Raw genomic sequence first — 19,731 nt, forward strand, 5'->3', positions numbered from 1 at the left:
CCTATGAAGACAAACATCCTGAAGGCCGTCGCGGTCGCCACCCTGGTCGGCGCCATTCCGTTCGCCGCCCTGGCGCAGAACGCCGCCATCGTGAATGGCAAGGCCGTGCCCAAGGCGCGCATGGACGTGCTGGCCCAGCAGCTGGCCGCGGCCGGCCGGCCGGTGACGCCCGAGATGCAGGGCCAGTTGCGCGAGGAAGTGATCGCGCGCGAGATCTTCATGCAGGAGGCGCAAAAGCAGGGCCTCGACGCCACCGACGACTACAAGAACCAGCTCGAACTCGCCCGCCAGGCGATCCTGATCCGCCAGCTGTTCGACAACTACCGCAAGACCAACGCGGTGACCGACGCCGACGTCCAGGCCGAGTACGACAAGTTCGTTGCCGCCAACAGCGGCAAGGAATTCAAGGCCCGCCACATCCTGGTCGAGACCGAGGACCAGGCCAACAAGATCCTGGCCGACCTCAAGAAGGGCGCCAAGTTCGAGGACATCGCGAAGAAGCAGAGCAAGGACCCGGGTTCGGGCGCCAACGGCGGCGACCTCGACTGGGCAGCGCCCGCGAGCTTCGTGCCCGAGTTCTCGGAAGCGATGATCAAGCTCAAGAAGGGCGAGACCACGGCCGCGCCGGTCAAGTCGCAGTTCGGCTACCACATCATCCGGGTCGACGACATCCGCCAGGCACAGCTGCCGAAAGTCGAAGAAGTCAAGCCGCAGATCACGCAGCAGCTGCAACAGCAGCGCCTGCAGAAGTACCAGGACGACCTGCGGGCGAAGGCCAAGGTCGAGTGATCGAGCCAGGCGAGACGCCTCGCCAGCAGACAAGAAAGCGGCCCGCGGGCCGCTTTCTTTTTGATCGCAGCAACGCCTGCCCTACGACTGAGGCTTCGAACCGGCGGAAGAGAACGCCCTTGGTTGCGCCTGGCGTCGGACCAAAAAGCGACGCCGCACGGGTCGCTTTTTCAGGGTGCGTTCGGGCGCCGCGCCGACTTGATCGACCGCGTCTGCACGATGGCGTTGCCCTCGTCGTCGATCAGCGTGAAGGCGATCTCCGCGTCTGCCTGCGCGTGGGCCGGCGGCTTGAGGTCCACGTCGAGGCTGCCGAAGGGGGCCACCATCAACGCCTCCACCTGTTCGGCCGCCGGCGCGTTCGCATACTGGACCGCGGCGATCGATGCGTAGTAGGGCGTCGGGTTGTCGATCTTGAGCGCGGGTCGACCGGGCTCGGCCTGAAGCGACAGCACGAGCTTGTCGGCCACCTCGCCAGCCGCCATCGGCAAGCCTTGGGGCCGCAGGAAGACCTTCATCTGGGTGCGGACCGCCACGGTCAGGGTCGCGCTGTCGGGCGGCAGATCGAGCGGCCTGGGCGGGATCTCGTAGAGGTTGAGCCAGAACAGCGACTCGCGATCCTTGGCCAGCGGCGCCCCCGTGTGGAGCAGCCGCAGGCTCAGCTGGTCGCCGGCGTTCATGCGGAAAATCGGCGGCAGCGGAATGACCGGCGCGGTGGAGTTCTCGGGCGCCGAGTTCAGCTCCCCATCGTCCACCCAGGCCTCGACCACCACCGGGTAGGTGTTGAGGTTGACGAGCTGCAGCGATTGCTCCCTCGAATCGGGCGGGAAGATCACGCGGGTCGACTCGGCCATCACGCCAGCCATCGCCTGGGCCGCGGCCAGCACAAGGACCGACACCAGAAGGCCGGCGTCGGCGAACGCTCTCGCGCGACCTCGGGGAGAGAACAACTTGGCGCTGCGGACCGTCATGAGAAACAAACTCCCTATTGGATGCGAATCACGACCTGGGCGCGCGCGTTGAGCCGGCCCGGCGTCACGCTGCGGCCAGGGATTTGCTTCAGGGTCGCGTTCAGGCGCTTGGTGTAGGAGGTGACGCCGCCCGACACCCCCGTGCTGCTGGCCCCCTGCAGCACCGGGTACCAGCCCGCGGCGCCGCCGCCTCCGGTCACCTGGTCATTGCCGAGGAAGTTGAGGGGCGCGCCGTCGGCCTGCGTGAGCGCGACGCCGACCCCACCGGCCACCCCGGGCTGGCCGTAGTCGTCGGACAGCAGGAAAGTGACACCGCTGCCACCGGTCGTCAGGCCCTGGGCGACGGCGCTCTGGTAGTTGGCTGCCGGCACCAGCACACCCATCGCGGTGCGCCCGGCCTCCGTCCCGCTCGCGAAGGCGGTGAGCCCGGTGTTCGCGGGCGCGCCAGTCTGGCACTGGAACGCGATGTCGACCGGGAGTTGCCGGTTGGCGCCACTGTGGAGCTCGGCGATGCTGATCACCGGGAACTGGACGTTCGGCGTCACGTGGGTCACCGAGCAGGTGGCGGAGCGCCGCACGGTGATCCGGTTGTAGAGATTGACCGCGCCCGGCCATTCGCCATACCAGCCGGAGTAGTAGGACAGCGAGTCCTGCCCGACGCTCAGGCCGGCAGAACGGCCGCCGCCCTTGAAGGCGGTGTAGGCCGCGGGCTGCGAGTAGCCGTAGTTGCCCGAGGCGTTGGTGCCGCCCGCCGTGGCCTCGTTGCTGACGCGAAAGAGTTCCACGCGCACGTCGCTGAAGTTCTTGACCTTAACCAGGATCTTGCCCTGACCGTCCCGGTCCAGGCCCGTGAGTTGCCTCGCCTGCCAATAGCGGCTGAAGTAATTGCCGCTCGCGGCGTGGGTGACGCGAATCACCATGCCGTTGAAGTAGGTCCTGTAGGCACCCGGCAGGCCGAAGGCAGCGCCGTCTTCGTACTGGCCGCCGAAGGCGTTGTCCCCGTTGGTCGCGTAGTACTCGAAGAGGCTGCCTTCGTCGACCGCGTCGCAGCGAAACAGCACCTGATCGGGCGTGTAAGCCTCATTGCCCAGGTTGAGAATGCTGGCGCTGCCGCTGGCGATCAGCGTGCCGTTGGGCTGGAAGGTGCTGCTGTTGATGTTGACAACCCCCGGCAGGCCGCTGGCGCCCGAGGTGTCCAGCGAACCGGTCCAGACGTTGTGCGTGCCGTGGGCCGGATCCACGTAGTAGATCGAGTTCGACGGATAGCTGGTCGCCGGCGCATAGCTGATCTTGGTGCAGGTGGCCCAGGCCGACGCCGGCAGGCTTGCCAGGACGGCGGCGAGCAGCGCCCCGGCCGGCAATGACCGGGCGCTGCGGCGGATGGAGAAGAGTCTTCGGAACGACATCATGTTCGGGGTACGCGCAGGTTTGCGATCAAGGGCCGACCGGCCGGCAGACGGCGTTGAACCGGTACAGCACCTCCTCGGTGCCCTGTTCGCTGATCCGGTAAGGAATTTCGCAGCGCTCGGCCGCCGCTTCGCCCCATTGAACGAACAGGCGCCCCTCGCGATCGGCCGCCCGCGCGTAAACCTGGCCGCCCTGCCCCACCATGCCGATGCTGGCGCCGTCGCTGCCATACACGGCAGCACCCAGCGGGAGCGGCTTGCCGTCGTCCTTGGCGGCCCGCACCAGCAGGGCGTAGCCGGTCCGGGTCGTGAACTTCAATCGGACCACGGCCCCGGCTGAGGGCGCCACCCGCTGCTGGCTGCCGTCCAGCTCGGCATTGCGGTTAATGCCCTGCGAATCGAGCGCCACGTCGTTGTAGCGGTACGGCGACAGCGAAGGAACGATCGCGAAGCCGGCGCCGTCCACCCGCGCGCCCAGCCCGTTGCGCACCCCCGCGCCGCTCGCGCCCTGCGCCTCGACCAGGCCGAAGGTGTCGCTCACGTAGGGCCCGAAGGTCAGGCCGCCCGCATGCGCGACCGCCGCCCCACGGGCGCTGGCCCCCGCCTGCCAGAAGCCCTGGCCTTGCGAAACACTGGCGCCGACGGTCGCGACCGGCAACCGCTTCTGCAGGTTGCCGCTCACGTTGGTGACGCCATCCAGCGTCTCGTGGCCGGCGCTCACGCCGTAGCTGAGTGTCTGCGCTTCGTCCGCCATGCCGGCCACCGAGGTCTGGTAGCTGGTGCCGCCGTCGCTGCGCCGCGCCACCGAGGCCGACGCCGAGGCCGCCCGCGGCCCCGTGCCCAACGGTATGGAGACCGTGAACATCACGATGTTGGCCATCGTGGCCGCCTGGGCCGGGCCGCCCAGCGGCTGCGAGCCCAGGCCGAACAGCGCGCCGGTGCGCTGTCGCCCGATGCTCACGCCATAGCTGACGGAACGGTAGGTGTTGTTGTAGCTGAACTGGAACTGCGTGTCGCGGTCCTTGTCGACGCCGTGGTAGTCGCTGACGCCCGCCGTGAGGAACAGCTGGCCGTAGTTGCCGAGGCTCTGGCTGACGTTGGCGACGATCTGGCTGCGCAGCTGGAAGGTGCTCGAGCGCCAGACCTGTCCGCTGTCATGCGCGCTGAGGGAACCGAGCGCATCGGCCATCTCGCGGAATCCGTCGGTCGAGTAGCGGTAGCCCGCGAGAGCGAAGTTGGTGCCCGTGGGCTGGAAGGACTGGCTGTAGGTCAGCTCCGCGCGCCAGCCGGTCAGGTTGCTCCCGCCGGCCGGGTCCTTGGCGATCGAGTAGGTCGCATTGGCGCCGAGCGCGCCGATCGGCGTTCCCATCACGGCACCGGCCAGCAGCGCCTGGTAGTCACCGGCCGCGCGGACGCCTGCGTTCGCGGTCAGCGAATTGGTGAGACCGCGCTGATAGGTCAGTTCGCCGAAGGCGGCCCGGCTGTCGGCGACGTTGCGCACGCGCCCCACCGTGGCAGCATAGCGCGACGCGCCCGGGCGCATCGAATCGGGCACGGCGGAAAACGGGACCCTGAAGCTCGACACGCGGCCATCGGCCTCCGTGACGATGACCTGCAGGTCGCCCTGGAAGCTGGTCGGGTACAGGTCGTCGATGACGAAGGGCCCGGGCGCGACGGTGGTCTGGTAGATCTCGTTGTTGCCCTGGCGCACCACCACCCGCGCGTTGGTCGAGGCGATGCCGCGTACCACCGGCGCGAAGCCGCGCTGGGAATCCGGCAGCATGCGCTCGTCGGTGGCCACCTGGGCACCTTCGAAGCCGACCGAGCTGAACAGCGTGCCGCTGGTATAGCTCTGGCCGATGGTGAGTTCGCTGTCGAGCGAAGGCAAGGCGCGCTGCGCGTAGGCCCGGATCGAGTTCCAGTGGCCCCCGCCATAGCCCGGCCCGTTCTGGTAGTTGTAGCTCGACTGCTGGCGGAAGCGCCACATCCCCGCGTTGGCACCGAAATTCATGCCGAGGTACGTGGATTCACTGGTACTGCCGGCATTGCTGGCGCGAAAGTAATTGGTGTCGTAATTGAGGAAGCCCACGGGGACGCCCGGGTCGAGGTCGGCCTTGTCGACCGCGCCACGCACCGCACGCTTCATCAGCGCTTGCGGGATCGACAGGTCCAGCCGCAGGCGCGGCAGGTCGAAGGCCGCGCGCGCGCCGGCGATGCGCTGGCCGAGCGGCAGACAGACGGCACCGGAAGCGTCCTGGGCAGCACCCGGCTCGACACCGGCGGACGAAATGTTGCTGGCGAGCACGCCAGCGCCGACCAGGAACGAGGTTTCCAGGCAGGGAACGACCTCCTTGCCGACGGCGCGGAACTCGACGGCCTTCCGGCTGCGAAAGGCGCCATTGACGAAAACGTCGACCTGGTAGACGCCCGGATCGATGGCGCTGGCCTTGTTGAAGCGCTCGAGACCACCGGCCCCGAGCGAGGACCCCATCAGGAATCCGCTGTCGAATTGATAGGTCGGCGCCTCATCGGCCGGAGCGGCCTGCAGGCGGGCCGAGAAAAGAGCAATGCCGATGACCACTGCGGAGAGCTTTGTCGGCCTGTGCACACGTCGCACCCGGCCTTCGAAGAAACACGCTTGCGCTTGCCTTGCAGCATCCACCGATCGAAACCCTCATTTCTTTCTTTTTTGAAGTCTATCGACGAGCGGCCAAAGGCAGCTCGCCTTTGTTTTCGCCGCCGTAGTCGTTGACAGATTTGAAACTGATGCTGCGACCCGCCGATGCCAGGTTGGCGTTGCTCTTGATGCGCCAGTCGAAGGTGGCCTTCGGCGCAATCATGTCGGGTGCGAGGACGATGTCCTCTCCCGCCCCGGTGATCCTCGCGTCGGTCAGCGAGAGATGAAAGGCCGAGTCATTGGTGGCGGTGATCTTCCATTCCGCGCCATCGCGCTCCACGCTGAAGCGCAGCTTGTCGGTGGCGCGTTCGGGGTCTCCGGCAATTCCGGTCGGACGATAAAAAAGCTTGACCCGGTTGCGCAGCAGCAACAGCATCTTGTTGCGCTCCGCGTCGGCCGCATTCATTGCCGGAATCTGCACCGTGTTGATGAAGAAGACCGATTCGCGGTCCTGCGGCAAATCCTTGCCGGTGAAGATGAGGCGGGCGGTCTGTCCGGACTTGGGCTCGATGCGAAAGACCGGCGGCGTGACCACGAAAGGTGCATCCGCGGTCTCGGGCGTCGAGTCGGCATTGCCGCTGTCGATCCAGATCTGGACCACGCTGGGCGCATCGTCCTGGTTGGTGAACTGGATGCTGCGCTCCTTGGCGCCACCCGGGTAGATCACCCGGGTGCCGGTCATGACGACGCTCGCGAGCGAGGGAATCGCACAGCCGAGAACGGCCAGGAACAACCACAGACACCGCACGCTCTTCAACATCGATTCCTCCTCGTTGGCCAGTCATGCGCTGACTGAGACCACAATCATGCCAGGGTTATTTACGGGTAGGCAACCGAATACTGGACGGCGCCGACCACCGAACCCGCGGTGGCACCGCCGGCTTCCGAGATGTAACGCACCGCGAAGTTGTGCGATGCGGACGTGCCGTTGGTGGCCACTTCCAGGCCCGGTGCTGCATAGCCGCCGGCCAGGGGGAACCCCGTCGCGGGCGTCTTCGGATCCAGCAATTGCAGGCTCACCTTGGTGGCGGTCCCGGTATTGGCGATGTTGCCGCCGGCGGTGACGCTGTTGGGCAGGAACACCGTGTTGACAGCCGTCGGCGTCGCGCTGGCTTCACAGCCGCTGACCGAAACCGTGAATTCGGTCAGGCCGGCCGTCGCGCCGCTTTGCGCCAAGTCCGTTTTGCTGACCGTGGGCAGCAGCACGACCGGGCTGCTGGCGTTGCCATTCACCGCGACCGAGCAGGTCTGCGCGGCGACTTCGCCACGGAAAGTGATCGTATTGGCGCTTTGCGCGAACGAGAAAAAGGGAACTGCTGCGAGGGCGACGAAAAGGATGGACTTGTTCATGCTTAATACCTTGTCAATGTAAATTGGTTGATTTCTTTGATGACTCTATTGTCGAATTGCCATCAATTTATTACCAGGGAAAAATCCACGCATTCCGAACAATCGTTGAATTGCAGACTTTTCTCAATTTCAACTCGAATCGCAGCGCTTTGTTAATTGCATTGATCAATTTGAAAACAGGTTTATATTAATAAGAATTCAAATCAATTAAAATGAGAAAGTTCTGAAACTCCGCCAAGAACAGGCGCAGCCAATCACCCGCGCGAGCCTGCAGGCGCGGCTGAACACGCCGGACCTCGCGGTCCGACGAAAAAACGGTTGCTTGGGGTTGAAGGCGCGCACGCCGACCCGCGGGCCGCGGGGCTGGCTATCGGTCTACCGGGACTCCCGCGCCGCGGGAGCAGACGCGCAGCGAGGGACTCAGCCCACCCACTTGCGCGCGTTGCGCCAGATCCGCATCCATGGGCTGAGCTCGCTCGCATCGCCCGAGGTCCAGCTCATCTGGATGTTGCGGAACACCCGCTCAGGGTGCGGCATCAGCGCCGTGAAACGGCCATCGGCGGTGGTCACCGACGTCAGGCCGCCGGCGCTGCCGTTCGGATTGAACGGATAGCGCTCGGTCGCCTGGCCGTGGTTGTCGACGAAGCGCATCGCGGCGATCGCGCGGGCCGGGTCGCCGCGATGCTTGAAGTTGGCGTAGCCCTCGCCGTGCGCCACCGCGATCGGCAGCCGGCTGCCGGCCATGCCGGCGAAGAACAGGCTGGGAGATTCAAGCACCTCGACCATCGACAGGCGGGCCTCGAAACGCTCGCTCTGGTTGGTCGTGAAGCGCGGCCAGGCTTCGGCGCCCGGGATGATGTCGGCCAGCTCGGCGAACATCTGGCAGCCGTTGCAGACGCCCAGGCCGAAGGTGTCGGCGCGGCCGAAGAAGCCCTTGAACTGCTCGGCCAGCCTCGGATTGAAGGTGATGCTGCGGGCCCAGCCGATGCCGGCGCCCAGCGTGTCGCCGTAGCTGAAGCCGCCGCAGGCGACCACGCCCTTGAAGTCGGCCAGATCCGCCCTGCCGGTCTGCAGGTCGGTCATGTGGACGTCGAAGGCCTCGAAGCCGGCCTCGGTGAAGGCGTAGGCCATCTCGACATGCGAGTTGACGCCCTGCTCGCGCAGGATCGCGACCCTGGGCCGGGCGAGGTTCAGGAACGGCGCGGCGACGTCGTCGGTTACGCCGGGCGCCAGCAGCACGTGGGCGCCCGGGTCTTGGCGGTCGCCGGCCGCCGCATGTTCGGCATCGGCGCAATCGGGGTTGTCGCGCTCGCGGCAGATCTTCCAGCTGACCGAATCCCAGACCTGGTGCAGGTCGGCGAGTTGGGCGCTGAAGACGGCCTTGGCGTCGCGCCAGATTTCGACCTTGCCCTTCCCGGCGTCGACGGTCGAGCTGGCCGGACGGGTCTTGCCGACGAAATGGCTGTGGGCGCTCAGGCCATGCGCGCGCAAGGTCTGCATGACCTCGTTGCGCTCGGCGGTGCGCACCTGCAGCAGAAGGCCCAGCTCTTCGTTGAAGAGCGCCTTGAGCGTAAGTTCCTCGCGCCGGGCGCTGACCTGGCCGGCCCAGTTCTTGGCGTCGCCGTATTCGGCGCGGCTGTCGCTGATGCCGTCGCCTTCGGTGACCAGCAGGTCGACGTTGAGCGCGACGCCCACGTGGCCGGCAAAGGCCATCTCGCAGGCGGCGGCGAACAGGCCGCCGTCGCTGCGGTCGTGCAGCGCGAGGATCCTGCCTTCGGCGCGCAGGGCGTTCACCGCAGCGACCAGTCGAACCAGGTCCTGCGGGTCGTCGAGGTCGGGCACCGTGTCGCCGCTCTGCCCCAGCGTCTGCGCCAGGATGCTGCCGGCCATGCGCAGCTTGCCGCGGCCGAGGTCGACCAGCACCAGCGTGCTGTCGGGCTCTTCGGCGTCGAGCTGCGGCGTCAGGGTGCCGCGCACGTCGGCCAGCGTGGCGAAGGCGGTCACGATCAGGCTCACGGGCGACGTCACCTTCTTCGGCACGCCCTCGTCCTGCCACTGGGTGCGCATCGACAGGGAATCCTTGCCGACCGGGATCGAAATGCCCAGCGCCGGGCACAGTTCAAGCCCCACGGCCTTCACGGTCTCGTACAGCGCCGCATCCTCGCCGGGTTCGCCGCAGGCGGCCATCCAGTTGGCCGACAGCTTGACGCGCGACAGCTCGATCGGCGCCGCCAGAAGGTTGGTGATGGCCTCGCCCACGGCCATGCGGCCCGAGGCCGGCGCGTCGATCGCGGCCAGCGGCGTGCGCTCGCCCATGCTCATCGCCTCGCCCGCGAAGCCCTTGTAGTCGGCCAGCGTGACGGCGCAGTCGGCCACCGGCACCTGCCAGGGGCCGACCATCTGGTCGCGGTGGCTCAAGCCCCCCACGGTGCGGTCGCCGATCGTGATCAGGAAGCGCTTGGACGCCACGGTCGGGTGCGAGAGCACCTCGATCGCGGCCTTCTGCAGGTCGACGCCGTTGAGGTCCAGCGGCTTGAAGCGGCGGGCCACGGTCTTGACGTCGCGCAGCATCTTGGGCGGCTTGCCCAGCAGCACGTCCATCGGCATGTCGACCGGCTGCGCCTCGACGTCTTCATCGGCCACCAGCAACTGGCGCTCTTCGGTCGCCACGCCGACGACGGAGAACGGGCAGCGCTCGCGCTCGCAGAAGGCCTGGAACTGCGCGAGCGACTCCGGCGCGATCGCCAGCACATAACGCTCCTGGCTCTCGTTGCACCAGATCTCCTTCGGCGCCATGCCCGACTCCTCGAGCGGCACCGCCCGCAGGTCGAAGCGCGCGCCGCGGCCGGCGTCGTTCGTGAGCTCGGGGAAGGCGTTGCTCAGGCCGCCGGCACCGACGTCGTGGATCGCCAGGATCGGATTGGCATCGCCCTGCTGCCAGCAGTGGTTGATGACTTCCTGCGCCCGGCGCTCGATCTCGGGGTTGCCGCGCTGGACCGAGTCGAAGTCGAGCTCGGCCGCGTTGGCGCCGGTCGCCATCGAGCTCGCGGCGCTGCCGCCCATGCCGATGCGCATGCCCGGTCCGCCGAGCTGGATCAGCAGCGCGCCGGCCGGAAAGCGGATCTTCTTCGTCTGGCCGGCATCGATGCTGCCGAGGCCGCCGGCGATCATGATCGGCTTGTGGTAGCCGCGCTGCACCGTGCCCTGGTCGCTTTCGACCGCCTGTTCGTATTCGCGGAAGTAGCCCAGCAGGTTGGGCCGGCCGAACTCGTTGTTGAAGGCGGCGCCGCCCAGCGGGCCCTCGGTCATGATCTGCAGCGGGCTCGCGATATGGCCGGGCTTGCCGTAGCTGCCGTCGGCGGGCCACAGCGTCGAGACCGTGAAGCCGGTCAGGCCGGCCTTGGGCTTGGAGCCGCGGCCGGTGGCGCCCTCGTCGCGGATCTCGCCGCCGGCGCCGGTCGAGGCGCCCGGAAACGGGGAGATCGCGGTCGGATGGTTGTGGGTCTCGACCTTCATGAGCACGTGGCTCAGCGCATCCTGCTTCCGGTAGCTCCCCGATTCGGAAGCCGCCACGAAGCGCTCGATCTGCGTGCCCTCCATCACCGAGGCGTTGTCGGCATAGGCGATCACCGTGTGCTGCGGGTTCTGGCGCTCGGTGTTCCGGATCATGGAGAACAGGCTCTGCGGCTGCGCCACGCCGTCGATCACGAAGTCGGCGTTGAAGATCTTGTGGCGGCAGTGCTCGCTGTTGGCCTGCGCGAACATCATGAGCTCGACATCGCTCGGGTTGCGCCCGAGCCGGATGAAGGCCTCGACCAGGTAGTCGATCTCGTCCTCGGCCAGGGCCAGGCCGAAGCTCTTGTTGGCATCGACCAGCGCGGAGCGCCCGCCGCCCAGCACGTCCACCTGGGCCATTGGCTGCGGCGGCAGTTCGGCAAACAGGTCGGCCGCCTGGTCGATCCGGGCCAGCACCGATTCGGTCATGCGGTCGTGCAGCAGCTCGGCCACCGCGGCCAGCTTGTCGCCTTCCAAGGTGGGGGCCTTGCCCAGGGCCTTGTCCAGCAAGGGCGCCTTGAGCACCAGGTGGTATTCGGTCACGCGCTCGACCCGGCGCAGCGCCAGGCCGCAGTTGTGGGCGATGTCGGTGGCCTTGGAGGCCCAGGGCGAGACGGTGCCCAGCCGCGGCGTGACGATCACCGTCGGCCCGGACTTGGCCGGTGCGGTGAATGGCTCGCCGTAGCCCAGCAGCGCCGCGTAACGCTCCTGCTCGGCCGTGTCGAGGGCGTGGTCGGTGACCACCAGATGCACGAAGCGGGCGCTCAGGCCCTCGATGCGGGGGTCGACCGCCTGCAGCCGGGGCAGAAGCTGCCGGGCCCGGAAATCGCTGAGGGCGCTGCCGCCCTCGAAGAAGCTCACCACGGGGGCGGCATGGACAGCACGATGGGAAGGCGGGTTCACGGGCAGCGTCACGTTCGGGTCGGCCGCAGGGGCCGCGTTGGGATTCATGAGAATGAGGCGGAGGCCGCTGACTGGGGCCATCCGCGCTAACCCTGAATTTTAGCGGCCTCAATGGGATAATTCCGGCCATGAGCATTACCTACAAAGACGCCGAAGGCGTTGCCGGCATGCGCGTGGCGTGCCGTCTCGCCTCCGAGGTGCTGGATTACCTGACCCCCCACATCCTTCCCGGCGTGACCACCAACCAGATCGACAAGCTGGCCCACGACTACATCACGCAGGTCCAGGGTGCCATCCCCGCGCCGCTGAACTACATGGGCGCCAGCAGCACGCCCTACCCCAAGTCGATCTGCACCTCGGTCAACCACGTGGTCTGCCACGGCATCCCGAACGACAAGCCGCTCAAGAAGGGCGACATCATCAATTGCGACATCACGGTCATCAAGGACGGCTGGCACGGCGACACCAGCCGGATGTTCGTGGTCGGCGACGCCTCGATCGCGGCCAAGCGCCTGTGCGCCTTCACCTATGACGCCATGTGGCACGGCATCGTCAAGGTCAGGCCCGGCGTCCACCTGGGCGACATCGGTTTCGCGATCCAGCGCTTCGCCGAGAGCAACGGTTTCTCGGTGGTGCGCGAGTTCTGCGGCCACGGCATCGGCCGCGGCTTCCACGAAGAGCCGCAGGTGCTCCACTACGGCCGGCCCGGCACGCTCGAGGAGCTCAAGCCCGGCATGACCTTCACGATCGAGCCGATGATCAACGCCGGCAAGCGCGAGATCAAGGAAGACGCCAAGGGCGGCCAGTACGACGGCTGGACCATCGTCACGCGCGACCACTCGCTGTCGGCGCAGTGGGAGCACACGGTGCTGGTCACCGAGACCGGCTACGAGGTGCTGACGCTCTCCGCCGGCAGCCCGCCGACACCGGCCTTCGTCGACGCCCCCGCTTGAGGGGACGCCGCCTGCTCGAGGCTCCCATGGTGGATATTCCATCATTGCGCGATGCCTATCGCACGCACAAGCTGGCGCTGTTCGACCAGCTGCGCAGCGCGCGGGCGCCGACGCGCAGCGTCCACACCGTGCTGCGCCAGCTCGCCGCGCTGGCCGACGAGACCCTGACCGCCCTGTGGGACGACGCCCGGTTCGGCAACCAGCTGGCCCTGGTCGCGGTCGGCGGCTTCGGCCGCGGCGAGCTGTTTCCGTATTCCGACGTCGACGTGCTGCTGCTGCTGCCCGAGGACCATGGGACGGACATCGAGCCGGCGCGCATCGAGGCCTTCATCGGCCGATGCTGGGATGCCGGCCTGGAGATCGGCTCCAGCGTGCGCACGGTCTCCGAATGCCTGGCCGAGTCCGCCAAGGACGTGACGGTCCAGACCTCGCTGCTCGAATCGCGGCTGGTGATCGGCGACAAGAAGCTCTACACGGCCTTCCGCAAGAACTTCCTCGCGGCGATCGACCCGCAGGCCTTCTTCACCGCCAAGTCGCAGGAGATGCGGCACCGGCACCAGAAGTTCGACAACACGCCCTACGCGCTCGAACCGAACTGCAAGGAATCGCCGGGCGGCCTGCGCGACCTCCAGATCATCCTCTGGATGACCAAGGCCGCGGGCTTCGGCAACCGCTGGGACGATCTCGCGAAAAATGGCCTCGCAACGGCCTTCGAGATCCAGCAGATCAAGCGCAACGAGGCCTTGCTGAGCCTGATCCGCGCGCGCCTGCACGTCACGGCCAATCGTCGCGAGGACCGCCTGGTGTTCGACCTGCAGACCGCCGTGGCCGCCACGTTCGGCTATGTCGGCGAGTCACGGCGCTTGGCCAGCGAGGCCCTGATGCGGCGCTACTACTGGGCCGCCAAGGCGGTCACGCAGCTCAACCAGATCCTGCTGCTCAACGTCGCCGAGAAGCTGCAGCCGCAGGCCGAGCAGCCGACGCCGATCAACGAGCGTTTCTTCGAGAAGGCCGGCCTGATCGAGGTCGCGAGCGACGATCTCTACCTGAAGGATCCGCACGCGATCCTCGAGACCTTCCTGCTCTACCAGAAGACCATCGGCGTCAACGGCCTGTCGGCACGCACCCTGCGCGCGCTCTACAACGCGCGCCACGTGATGGACAGCAAGTTCCGCAACGACCCGGTCAACCATGCGACCTTCATGCGCATGCTGCTGGAGCCGCGCGGCATCACGCATGCGCTGCGGCTCATGAACCAGACCTCGGTGCTGGGGCGCTACCTGCGGGTCTTCCGCAGCATCGTCGGGCAGATGCAGCACGACCTGTTCCACGTCTACACGGTCGACCAGCACATCCTGATGGTGCTGCGCAACGTGCGGCGTTTCTTCATCGCCGAGCATGCCCACGAATACCCGTTCTGCTCGCAGCTCGCGGCCGGCTGGGACAAGCCCTGGATCCTCTATATCGCGGCGCTGTTCCACGACATCGCCAAGGGCCGCGGCGGCGACCATTCGACGCTGGGCGCGCGCGACGTGCGGCGCTTCTGCCGCCAGCACGAGATCCCGCGCGAGGATGCCAAGCTGATCGAGTTCCTGGTCGCGGGGCATCTGGTCATGAGCCAGGTCGCGCAGAAGCAGGACCTGAGCGACCCCGAGGTGATCGGCGCCTTCGCCAGGCGCGTGGGCAACGAACGCTACCTGACAGCGCTGTACCTGCTCACGATCGCCGACATCCGCGGCACTTCGCCGCGGGTCTGGAACGCCTGGAAGGGCAAGCTGCTCGAGGACCTCTATCGCCTGACCCTGCGCGCCCTGGGCGGCCGCATGCCCGATCCCGGCGCCGAAATCGAGGCGCGCAAGCGCGAGGCGCTGGTGCAGCTCGCGCTGCATGCCGAGCCTTTCGAATCCCACAAGTCCCTGTGGGAGACGCTCGACGTCGGCTACTTCATGCGCCACGACGCCTCGGAGATCGCCTGGCATGCCAAGCAGCTCTCCCGCCATGTGCCGCACGCGGGCGTGCCGCTCGATCCGCGCGCGCTGCCGATCGTGCGCGTCCGGCTGTCGCCGGTCGGCGAAGGGTTGCAGGTGGTGGTCTACACGCCCGACCAGCCCGACCTGTTCGTGCGCATCTGCGGCTACTTCGACCAGTCGTCCTTCAGCATCCTGGACGCCAAGGTGCACACCGCGAGCAACGGCTTCGCGCTCGATACCTTCCAGGTCGTGACCACCTTCATCCCCGAGCACTACCGCGACCTGATCAACATGGTCGAGACCGGCCTGGCCAAGACGCTCAGCGAGGCCGGCCCGCTGCCGCCGCCGAGCAAGGGCCGGGTGTCGCGCCGGGTGCGCAGCTTCCCGATCAAGCCGCGCATCAGCCTCCTGCCCGACGAAAAGGCGCAGCGCTGGCTGCTCAGCATTTCGGCCAGCGACCGGACGGGCCTGCTCTATTCGATCGCGCGGGTGCTGGCGCGCCACCACCTGAACCTGCAGCTGGCCAAGGTCACGACGCTCGGCGAGCGCATCGAAGACACCTTCCTGATCAGCGGGCCCGAGCTGCAGGGGCAGCGAGCGCAGCTGGCGATCGAGACCGAACTGCTGGAAGCCCTGGCGGCCTGAATCGCCAGCCTAGCCCGCGCTCAACCGTCGCTCCAGCCAGGCGCTGTAGCGCGCCAGCCCGAAGCACAGCAGCCAGTACACCAGCGCGATGAAGAGATAGCCCTCGAGGTAGAACGGCCGCCAGGTCGGGTCGCCGCCCAGCGCCAGGCCGAGCGCGCCGGTCAGCTCGAACAGCCCGACCACGGTGACCAGCGAGGTGTCCTTCAAGGTCCCGACCACGCTGTTGGTCAGCGCCGGCACCACCAGCCGCAGCGCCTGCGGCAGCACGATGTCGCGCTGCACCGGCCAGCGGCCGAATCCCAGCGCCATCGCGGCGTCGATCTGGCCGTGCGGCACCGCCTGCAGGCCGCCGCGGATGATCTCGGCCAGGTAGGCGGCGACGAACAGCGACAGCCCGGCCAGCACCCGCACCAGCACGTCGGGCTGCCAGCCGGCGGGCCACAGCAGCGGCAGCAGGAAGGAGGCCATGAAGAGCACGGAGATCAGCGGCACGCCGCGCACCAGCTCGATGTAGGTGGCACAGAGCGTACGCACCACCGGCCACTGCGAACGCCGGCCGAGCGCCAGCGCCAGCGCCAGCGGGAAGGCCAGCGCGAGCCCGACCACCGCCAGCCCGATGGTCAGCGGCAGGCCGCCCCAGCGATGGGTCGGCACGCCCTCGAGCCCGAAGACGCCACCGCGCATCAGGAGCACGAACGCGCCCAGCGACACGACCCACAGCGGCAGCAGCCACCAGCGCCAGCTGCGCGGCCAGGCGCTCAACAGCGTGGTCAGCGACAGCAGCGTGACCGCGACCGCGGGCCGCCACTGGTCCTCGTAGGGGTAGCGGCCGAACAGGATGGGCCGCCACTTCTCGGCGATCACGCCCCAGCAGGCGCCGTGCCGCACGGCGCGGCAGGCCTGCGCATCCGGATGAAACACGGCATGCAGGACGGCCCAGTCCAGGGCGTGGAAACCTGCCCAGACGAACAGCAGTGACAGCCCCAGGGTGAAGGACGCGCGCAGCGGCGACCCCCACAGCTCCTTGCGCCACTCGGTCGGCGGCCGCGTCGCCCCGCTCATCAGGCAACCTCCGTGCTTCGCACTGCGGTGCGAGCTTGCTTGGGGCGGCCCGGCGCGGCGCTCATCAGGCAACCTCCGTGCTTCGCACTGCGGTGCGAGCTTGCTTGGGGCGGCCCGGCGCGGCGCTCATCGCCAGCCCCTCAGCGCGACGCGCGCGTTGTAGCGGTTCATGGCCCACGAGATCACGAGCGAGAGCCCAAGGTACACCGCCATGATCACGGCAATGCACTCGAAGGCGCGGCCGGTCGAGTTCAGCGAGGTGTTGGCGATCGACACCAGCTCCGGATAGCCCACCGCCACCGCCAGCGAGGAGTTCTTGGTCAGGCTCAGCAGCTGGTTGGTGAGCGCCGGGACGATCACGCGCAGCGCCTGCGGCAGCACCACGATGCGCAGCTGCTGCCATGGCGAAAGACCGAGCGCCTGGGCCGCCAGCTTCTGGCCCTGCGACACGGAGACGATGCCGGCGCGCACGATCTCGGCGACGAAGGCAGCGGTATAGAGCGCGAGCGCGATCACCACCGCGAGGTATTCCGGGCTCAATGCCGCGCCGCCGCTGACGTTGAAGCTGCCGCGCTCGGGCCATTCGAGGTGGCTGGGCCAGAATGCGCCCTCCTCCCGCACCGGCCAGGGCAGCGAGAGCCCTCCCTTGCTGAGCCAGACATCGGGCAGCAATTCGAGCGGTTCGGTCGAATCGGGCAACAGTTGCGTGAGCGCGAAATAGAGCATCAGCAGCTGCACCAGCAGCGGCACGTTGCGGATCGTCTCCACGTAGACGCCGCACAGGCCGCGCACCAGCACGTGCGGTGCGAGCCGGCCGATGCCGAGCAGCGTGCCGAGCGCGACCGCCATGACCGCGGCCGGAATGGCGGCCCGCACGGTGTTGATCAGCCCGGCCAGGAAAGCACGCCAGAAGGGCTGGCCGGCATCGAAATCGAGCCAGCCTTCGGAGATCTCGAAGCCCGCCGGCTGCAGCAGGAAATCGAAGCCCGAATGCACGCCGCGGCTGCGCAGCACCTCCAGCGCATGCTGGACCAGCCAGAAGACGCCGAGCGCGATCGCCGCGATCAGCAGGGCCTGCAGGGCCCAGGCGAACCAGACGGCACGGCGCCGCTCGGGCGGCCGTGCACTGCTCATCGCACCGGCAATCCGTACATCAGCCCGCCCTTGTTCCACAGGTTGTTGGAGCCGCGCGGCAGCTTGAGCACCGACTTCGGGCCGACATTGCGCTCGAAGACCTCGCCGTAGTTGCCCACCGCCTTGATGGCCCGGTAGGACCAGTCCTTGTCGAGGCCCAGCAGCTTGCCGAGGTCGTCGCCGCTGCCGACCAGGCGCTGCTGCGCCGGGTCCTTGCTGCTCGCCTTGAGTTCGTCGATGTTGGCTTGCGTGATGCCGGACTCCTCGGCCTCGATCAGTGCGTTGGGCACCCACTTGGCGATCGCGAACCATTCGTCGTCGCCGCGGCGCACCAGCGGCGCCAGCGGCTCCTTGGAGATCAGCTCGGGCAGGATCACGTAGTCGTCGGGGTTCGGCGCTTCCTTGTTGCGCAGGCCCGCGAGCGCCGAGGTGTCGGTCGTGAAGGCCTGGCAGCGGCCGGCGAAGAAGGCCTTGAACGAGGCCTCGAAGCTCTCGAACACGACCGTCTTGACCGGAATGCCCTGGGCCTTGAACCAGTCGGCGACGTTCTTCTCGTTGGTGGTGCCCGACTGGGTGCAGATGGTGGCGTTCTTGAGCTGCTTGGCGCTGGTGACCTTGATCTTCTTCGGCACCAGGAAGCCCTGGCCGTCGTAGTAGGTGATGGTCGTGAAGTGGAAGCCGAGCGAGGCGTCGCGGGTCATCGTCCAGGTGGTGTTGCGCGCCAGGATGTCGATCTCGCCGGCCTGCAGTGCCGAGAAGCGCTGCTGCGAATTGAGCGGCACGAACTCCACCTTCTTGCCGTCGCCGAGCACCGCGGCCGCAATGGCACGGCAGGTGTCGACGTCGAGGCCCGACCAGTTGCCCTGGGTGTCGGGCGCCGAGAAGCCGGCGACACCGTTGGTCACGCCGCACTTGACGGTGCCGCGCTGCTTGACGGCGTCGAGCGTCTTGCCGGCGAAGGCCGGTGCGGCGACAAGGGTCATGACAGCGGCAGCACAAGCAAGCGCCGGACGAATGCGTTGGATCATTGGGGAAACCTCTTTTGTTCGAAATGCGGCAGCGGGCAGTTTACGGGGCGAGGCCGGGGTCTGCCAAAGAACGCGACAAGCCAAGCATATTCAGCGAAAAGTCGTTCTTATCGACCACAATCGCGCCTGTTTTTCACAACAGAAAGGTCTTCTCATGATCCGTTCCGACGACACCGGCAAGCTCATCCTGCGATTGGCGCTTGGCATCCTGATCCTGCTGCACGGCATCTCCAAGCTCAGTTCGGGTGTCGGCTTCATTGCCGGCACCCTCGAATCGCACGGCCTGCCGAGCGCCCTGGCCTACCTCGTCTTCATCGGAGAGATCGTCGCGCCGGTGCTGCTGATCGTCGGCGTCTACACGCGTCCGGCTGCCTGGATCACGGTCATCAACATGCTGGTCGCGATCTGGCTCGTTCACCTCAAGGACCTGGGGGTGATCGGCAAGACCGGCGGCTGGGCGCTGGAGCTGCAAGGAATCTTCCTGTTCAGCGCACTGGCGGTCGCCTTCCTGGGTGCCGGTCGCTTCAGCCTCGGCGGCAGCAGCGGCAAGCTCAACTGACCGCAGTTCTCCAAAAATGCCGGCCGGCGCAGCCAGGCCCGTTGTTGAAACACCGCGGAACCGGCTTTGCCGGGCCGCTGGTGTTGCCCCCGGTAGGGGGTGGGCGGGCTACACGAAATGAGCCCAACCTGGGGGCGAGTTTGATCAGTCGTCCGCGCCCGCATCGAGGCCTGGAAACAGGACCTCCGTGAAGCCGAAGCGCGAGAAGTCGCGCACCCGCATCGGATAGAGCTTGCCCAGCAGGTGGTCGACCTCGTGCTGTACCACGCGGGCGTGGAAGCCGCTCACGGTGCGGTCGATCGGGTCGCCGTAGGGGTCGAAGCCGGTGTAGCGGATGCTGGCGAAGCGCGGCACCACGCCGCGCAGGCCCGGCACCGAGAGACAGCCTTCCCAGCCCTCTTCTTCCTCCTCGCCGATCGGGGTGACGACCGGGTTGAGGAGCACGGTGCGCGGCACGATGGGGGCATCGGGGTAGCGCGGATTGACGGTGTCGGTGCCGAAGATCACGAGCTGCAGGTCGACCCCGATCTGCGGCGCCGCGAGGCCCGCGCCGTCGACTGCGTGCATGGTCTCGAACATGTCGCGCACCAGCAGGTGGAGTTCGTCGGTGTCGAAGGCGGCCACCGGCTGCGCGATGCGCAGCAGCCGGGGATCGCCCATCTTGAGGATTTCGCGGATGGCCATCTCGGGATTATCGTGGTGACCGCGCTCGCACAGCGCGATCTCCAGCCT

At 67.5% G+C, this 19,731-nt stretch carries 14 protein-coding genes; 4 read left to right on the top strand and 10 right to left on the bottom strand.

The window, feature by feature from the left end:
* The first annotated feature begins 3 nt into the window (after positions 1 to 3).
* Positions 4 to 789: a foldase protein PrsA gene (locus AC1D2O_RS08675; RefSeq protein WP_478091181.1), complete on the top strand. Its 786-nt coding sequence runs from the start codon at positions 4 to 6 to the stop codon at positions 787 to 789.
* Between the two features lie 170 nt (positions 790 to 959).
* On the opposite strand, the gene AC1D2O_RS08680 is transcribed toward AC1D2O_RS08675, so the two are convergent.
* The 6 genes from AC1D2O_RS08680 to purL all read right to left on the bottom strand — a co-directional run bounded on the left by AC1D2O_RS08680 (position 960) and on the right by purL (position 11,696).
* Positions 960 to 1,757, bottom strand: a complete 798-nt coding sequence (locus tag AC1D2O_RS08680; protein WP_478156726.1) for a fimbrial biogenesis chaperone — start codon at positions 1,755 to 1,757, stop codon at positions 960 to 962.
* Positions 1,758 to 1,771: 14 nt separating this feature from the next.
* Positions 1,772 to 3,163, bottom strand: coding sequence for a fimbrial protein (locus AC1D2O_RS08685; RefSeq protein WP_478094686.1), 1,392 nt, complete (start codon positions 3,161 to 3,163; stop codon positions 1,772 to 1,774).
* A gap of 28 nt (positions 3,164 to 3,191) precedes the next feature.
* The gene (locus tag AC1D2O_RS08690) at positions 3,192 to 5,744 is read right to left on the bottom strand and encodes a fimbria/pilus outer membrane usher protein (protein WP_478156728.1); all 2,553 of its coding nucleotides are present in this window, start codon (positions 5,742 to 5,744) and stop codon (positions 3,192 to 3,194) included.
* 115 nt (positions 5,745 to 5,859) lie between these two features.
* Positions 5,860 to 6,600: a fimbrial biogenesis chaperone gene (locus AC1D2O_RS08695; protein ID WP_478088745.1), complete on the bottom strand. Its 741-nt coding sequence runs from the start codon at positions 6,598 to 6,600 to the stop codon at positions 5,860 to 5,862.
* Between the two features lie 59 nt (positions 6,601 to 6,659).
* Positions 6,660 to 7,190 (bottom strand): fimbrial protein, encoded by a 531-nt coding sequence (locus tag AC1D2O_RS08700; RefSeq protein ID WP_478088747.1) that lies wholly within the window; start codon positions 7,188 to 7,190, stop codon positions 6,660 to 6,662.
* Positions 7,191 to 7,610: 420 nt separating this feature from the next.
* Entirely contained in the window at positions 7,611 to 11,696 is a 4,086-nt protein-coding gene (purL, locus tag AC1D2O_RS08705; protein ID WP_478156729.1) for a phosphoribosylformylglycinamidine synthase, read from the bottom strand.
* Between the two features lie 80 nt (positions 11,697 to 11,776).
* Between purL and map the strand changes: the two genes are divergently transcribed.
* Both map and AC1D2O_RS08715 read left to right on the top strand, forming a co-directional pair.
* Positions 11,777 to 12,601: a type I methionyl aminopeptidase gene (gene map / locus AC1D2O_RS08710; protein WP_478088751.1), complete on the top strand. Its 825-nt coding sequence runs from the start codon at positions 11,777 to 11,779 to the stop codon at positions 12,599 to 12,601.
* 26 nt (positions 12,602 to 12,627) lie between these two features.
* Positions 12,628 to 15,216, top strand: coding sequence for a [protein-PII] uridylyltransferase (locus AC1D2O_RS08715; RefSeq protein ID WP_478088753.1), 2,589 nt, complete (start codon positions 12,628 to 12,630; stop codon positions 15,214 to 15,216).
* Between the two features lie 9 nt (positions 15,217 to 15,225).
* Here AC1D2O_RS08715 and AC1D2O_RS08720 read toward each other — a convergent pair whose 3' ends face one another.
* The 3 genes from AC1D2O_RS08720 to AC1D2O_RS08730 all read right to left on the bottom strand — a co-directional run bounded on the left by AC1D2O_RS08720 (position 15,226) and on the right by AC1D2O_RS08730 (position 18,440).
* Positions 15,226 to 16,278 (bottom strand): amino acid ABC transporter permease, encoded by a 1,053-nt coding sequence (locus AC1D2O_RS08720; RefSeq protein WP_478156731.1) that lies wholly within the window; start codon positions 16,276 to 16,278, stop codon positions 15,226 to 15,228.
* Between the two features lie 126 nt (positions 16,279 to 16,404).
* Positions 16,405 to 17,412: an amino acid ABC transporter permease gene (locus tag AC1D2O_RS08725; protein WP_478156733.1), complete on the bottom strand. Its 1,008-nt coding sequence runs from the start codon at positions 17,410 to 17,412 to the stop codon at positions 16,405 to 16,407.
* Positions 17,409 to 18,440: an amino acid ABC transporter substrate-binding protein gene (locus tag AC1D2O_RS08730; RefSeq protein WP_478088759.1), complete on the bottom strand. Its 1,032-nt coding sequence runs from the start codon at positions 18,438 to 18,440 to the stop codon at positions 17,409 to 17,411. The genes AC1D2O_RS08725 and AC1D2O_RS08730 overlap by 4 nt, the downstream gene beginning before the upstream one ends.
* Before the next feature lie 154 nt (positions 18,441 to 18,594).
* On the opposite strand from AC1D2O_RS08730, the gene AC1D2O_RS08735 reads away from it, so the two are divergent.
* Positions 18,595 to 18,999: a DoxX family protein gene (locus AC1D2O_RS08735; RefSeq protein WP_478088761.1), complete on the top strand. Its 405-nt coding sequence runs from the start codon at positions 18,595 to 18,597 to the stop codon at positions 18,997 to 18,999.
* 144 nt (positions 19,000 to 19,143) lie between these two features.
* On the opposite strand, the gene def is transcribed toward AC1D2O_RS08735, so the two are convergent.
* Positions 19,144 to 19,683, bottom strand: a complete 540-nt coding sequence (def, locus tag AC1D2O_RS08740; protein ID WP_478088764.1) for a peptide deformylase — start codon at positions 19,681 to 19,683, stop codon at positions 19,144 to 19,146.
* Between the last annotated feature and the right edge of the window lie 48 nt (positions 19,684 to 19,731).

It is taken from the genome of Variovorax sp. P1_G12, from assembly GCF_056405555.1.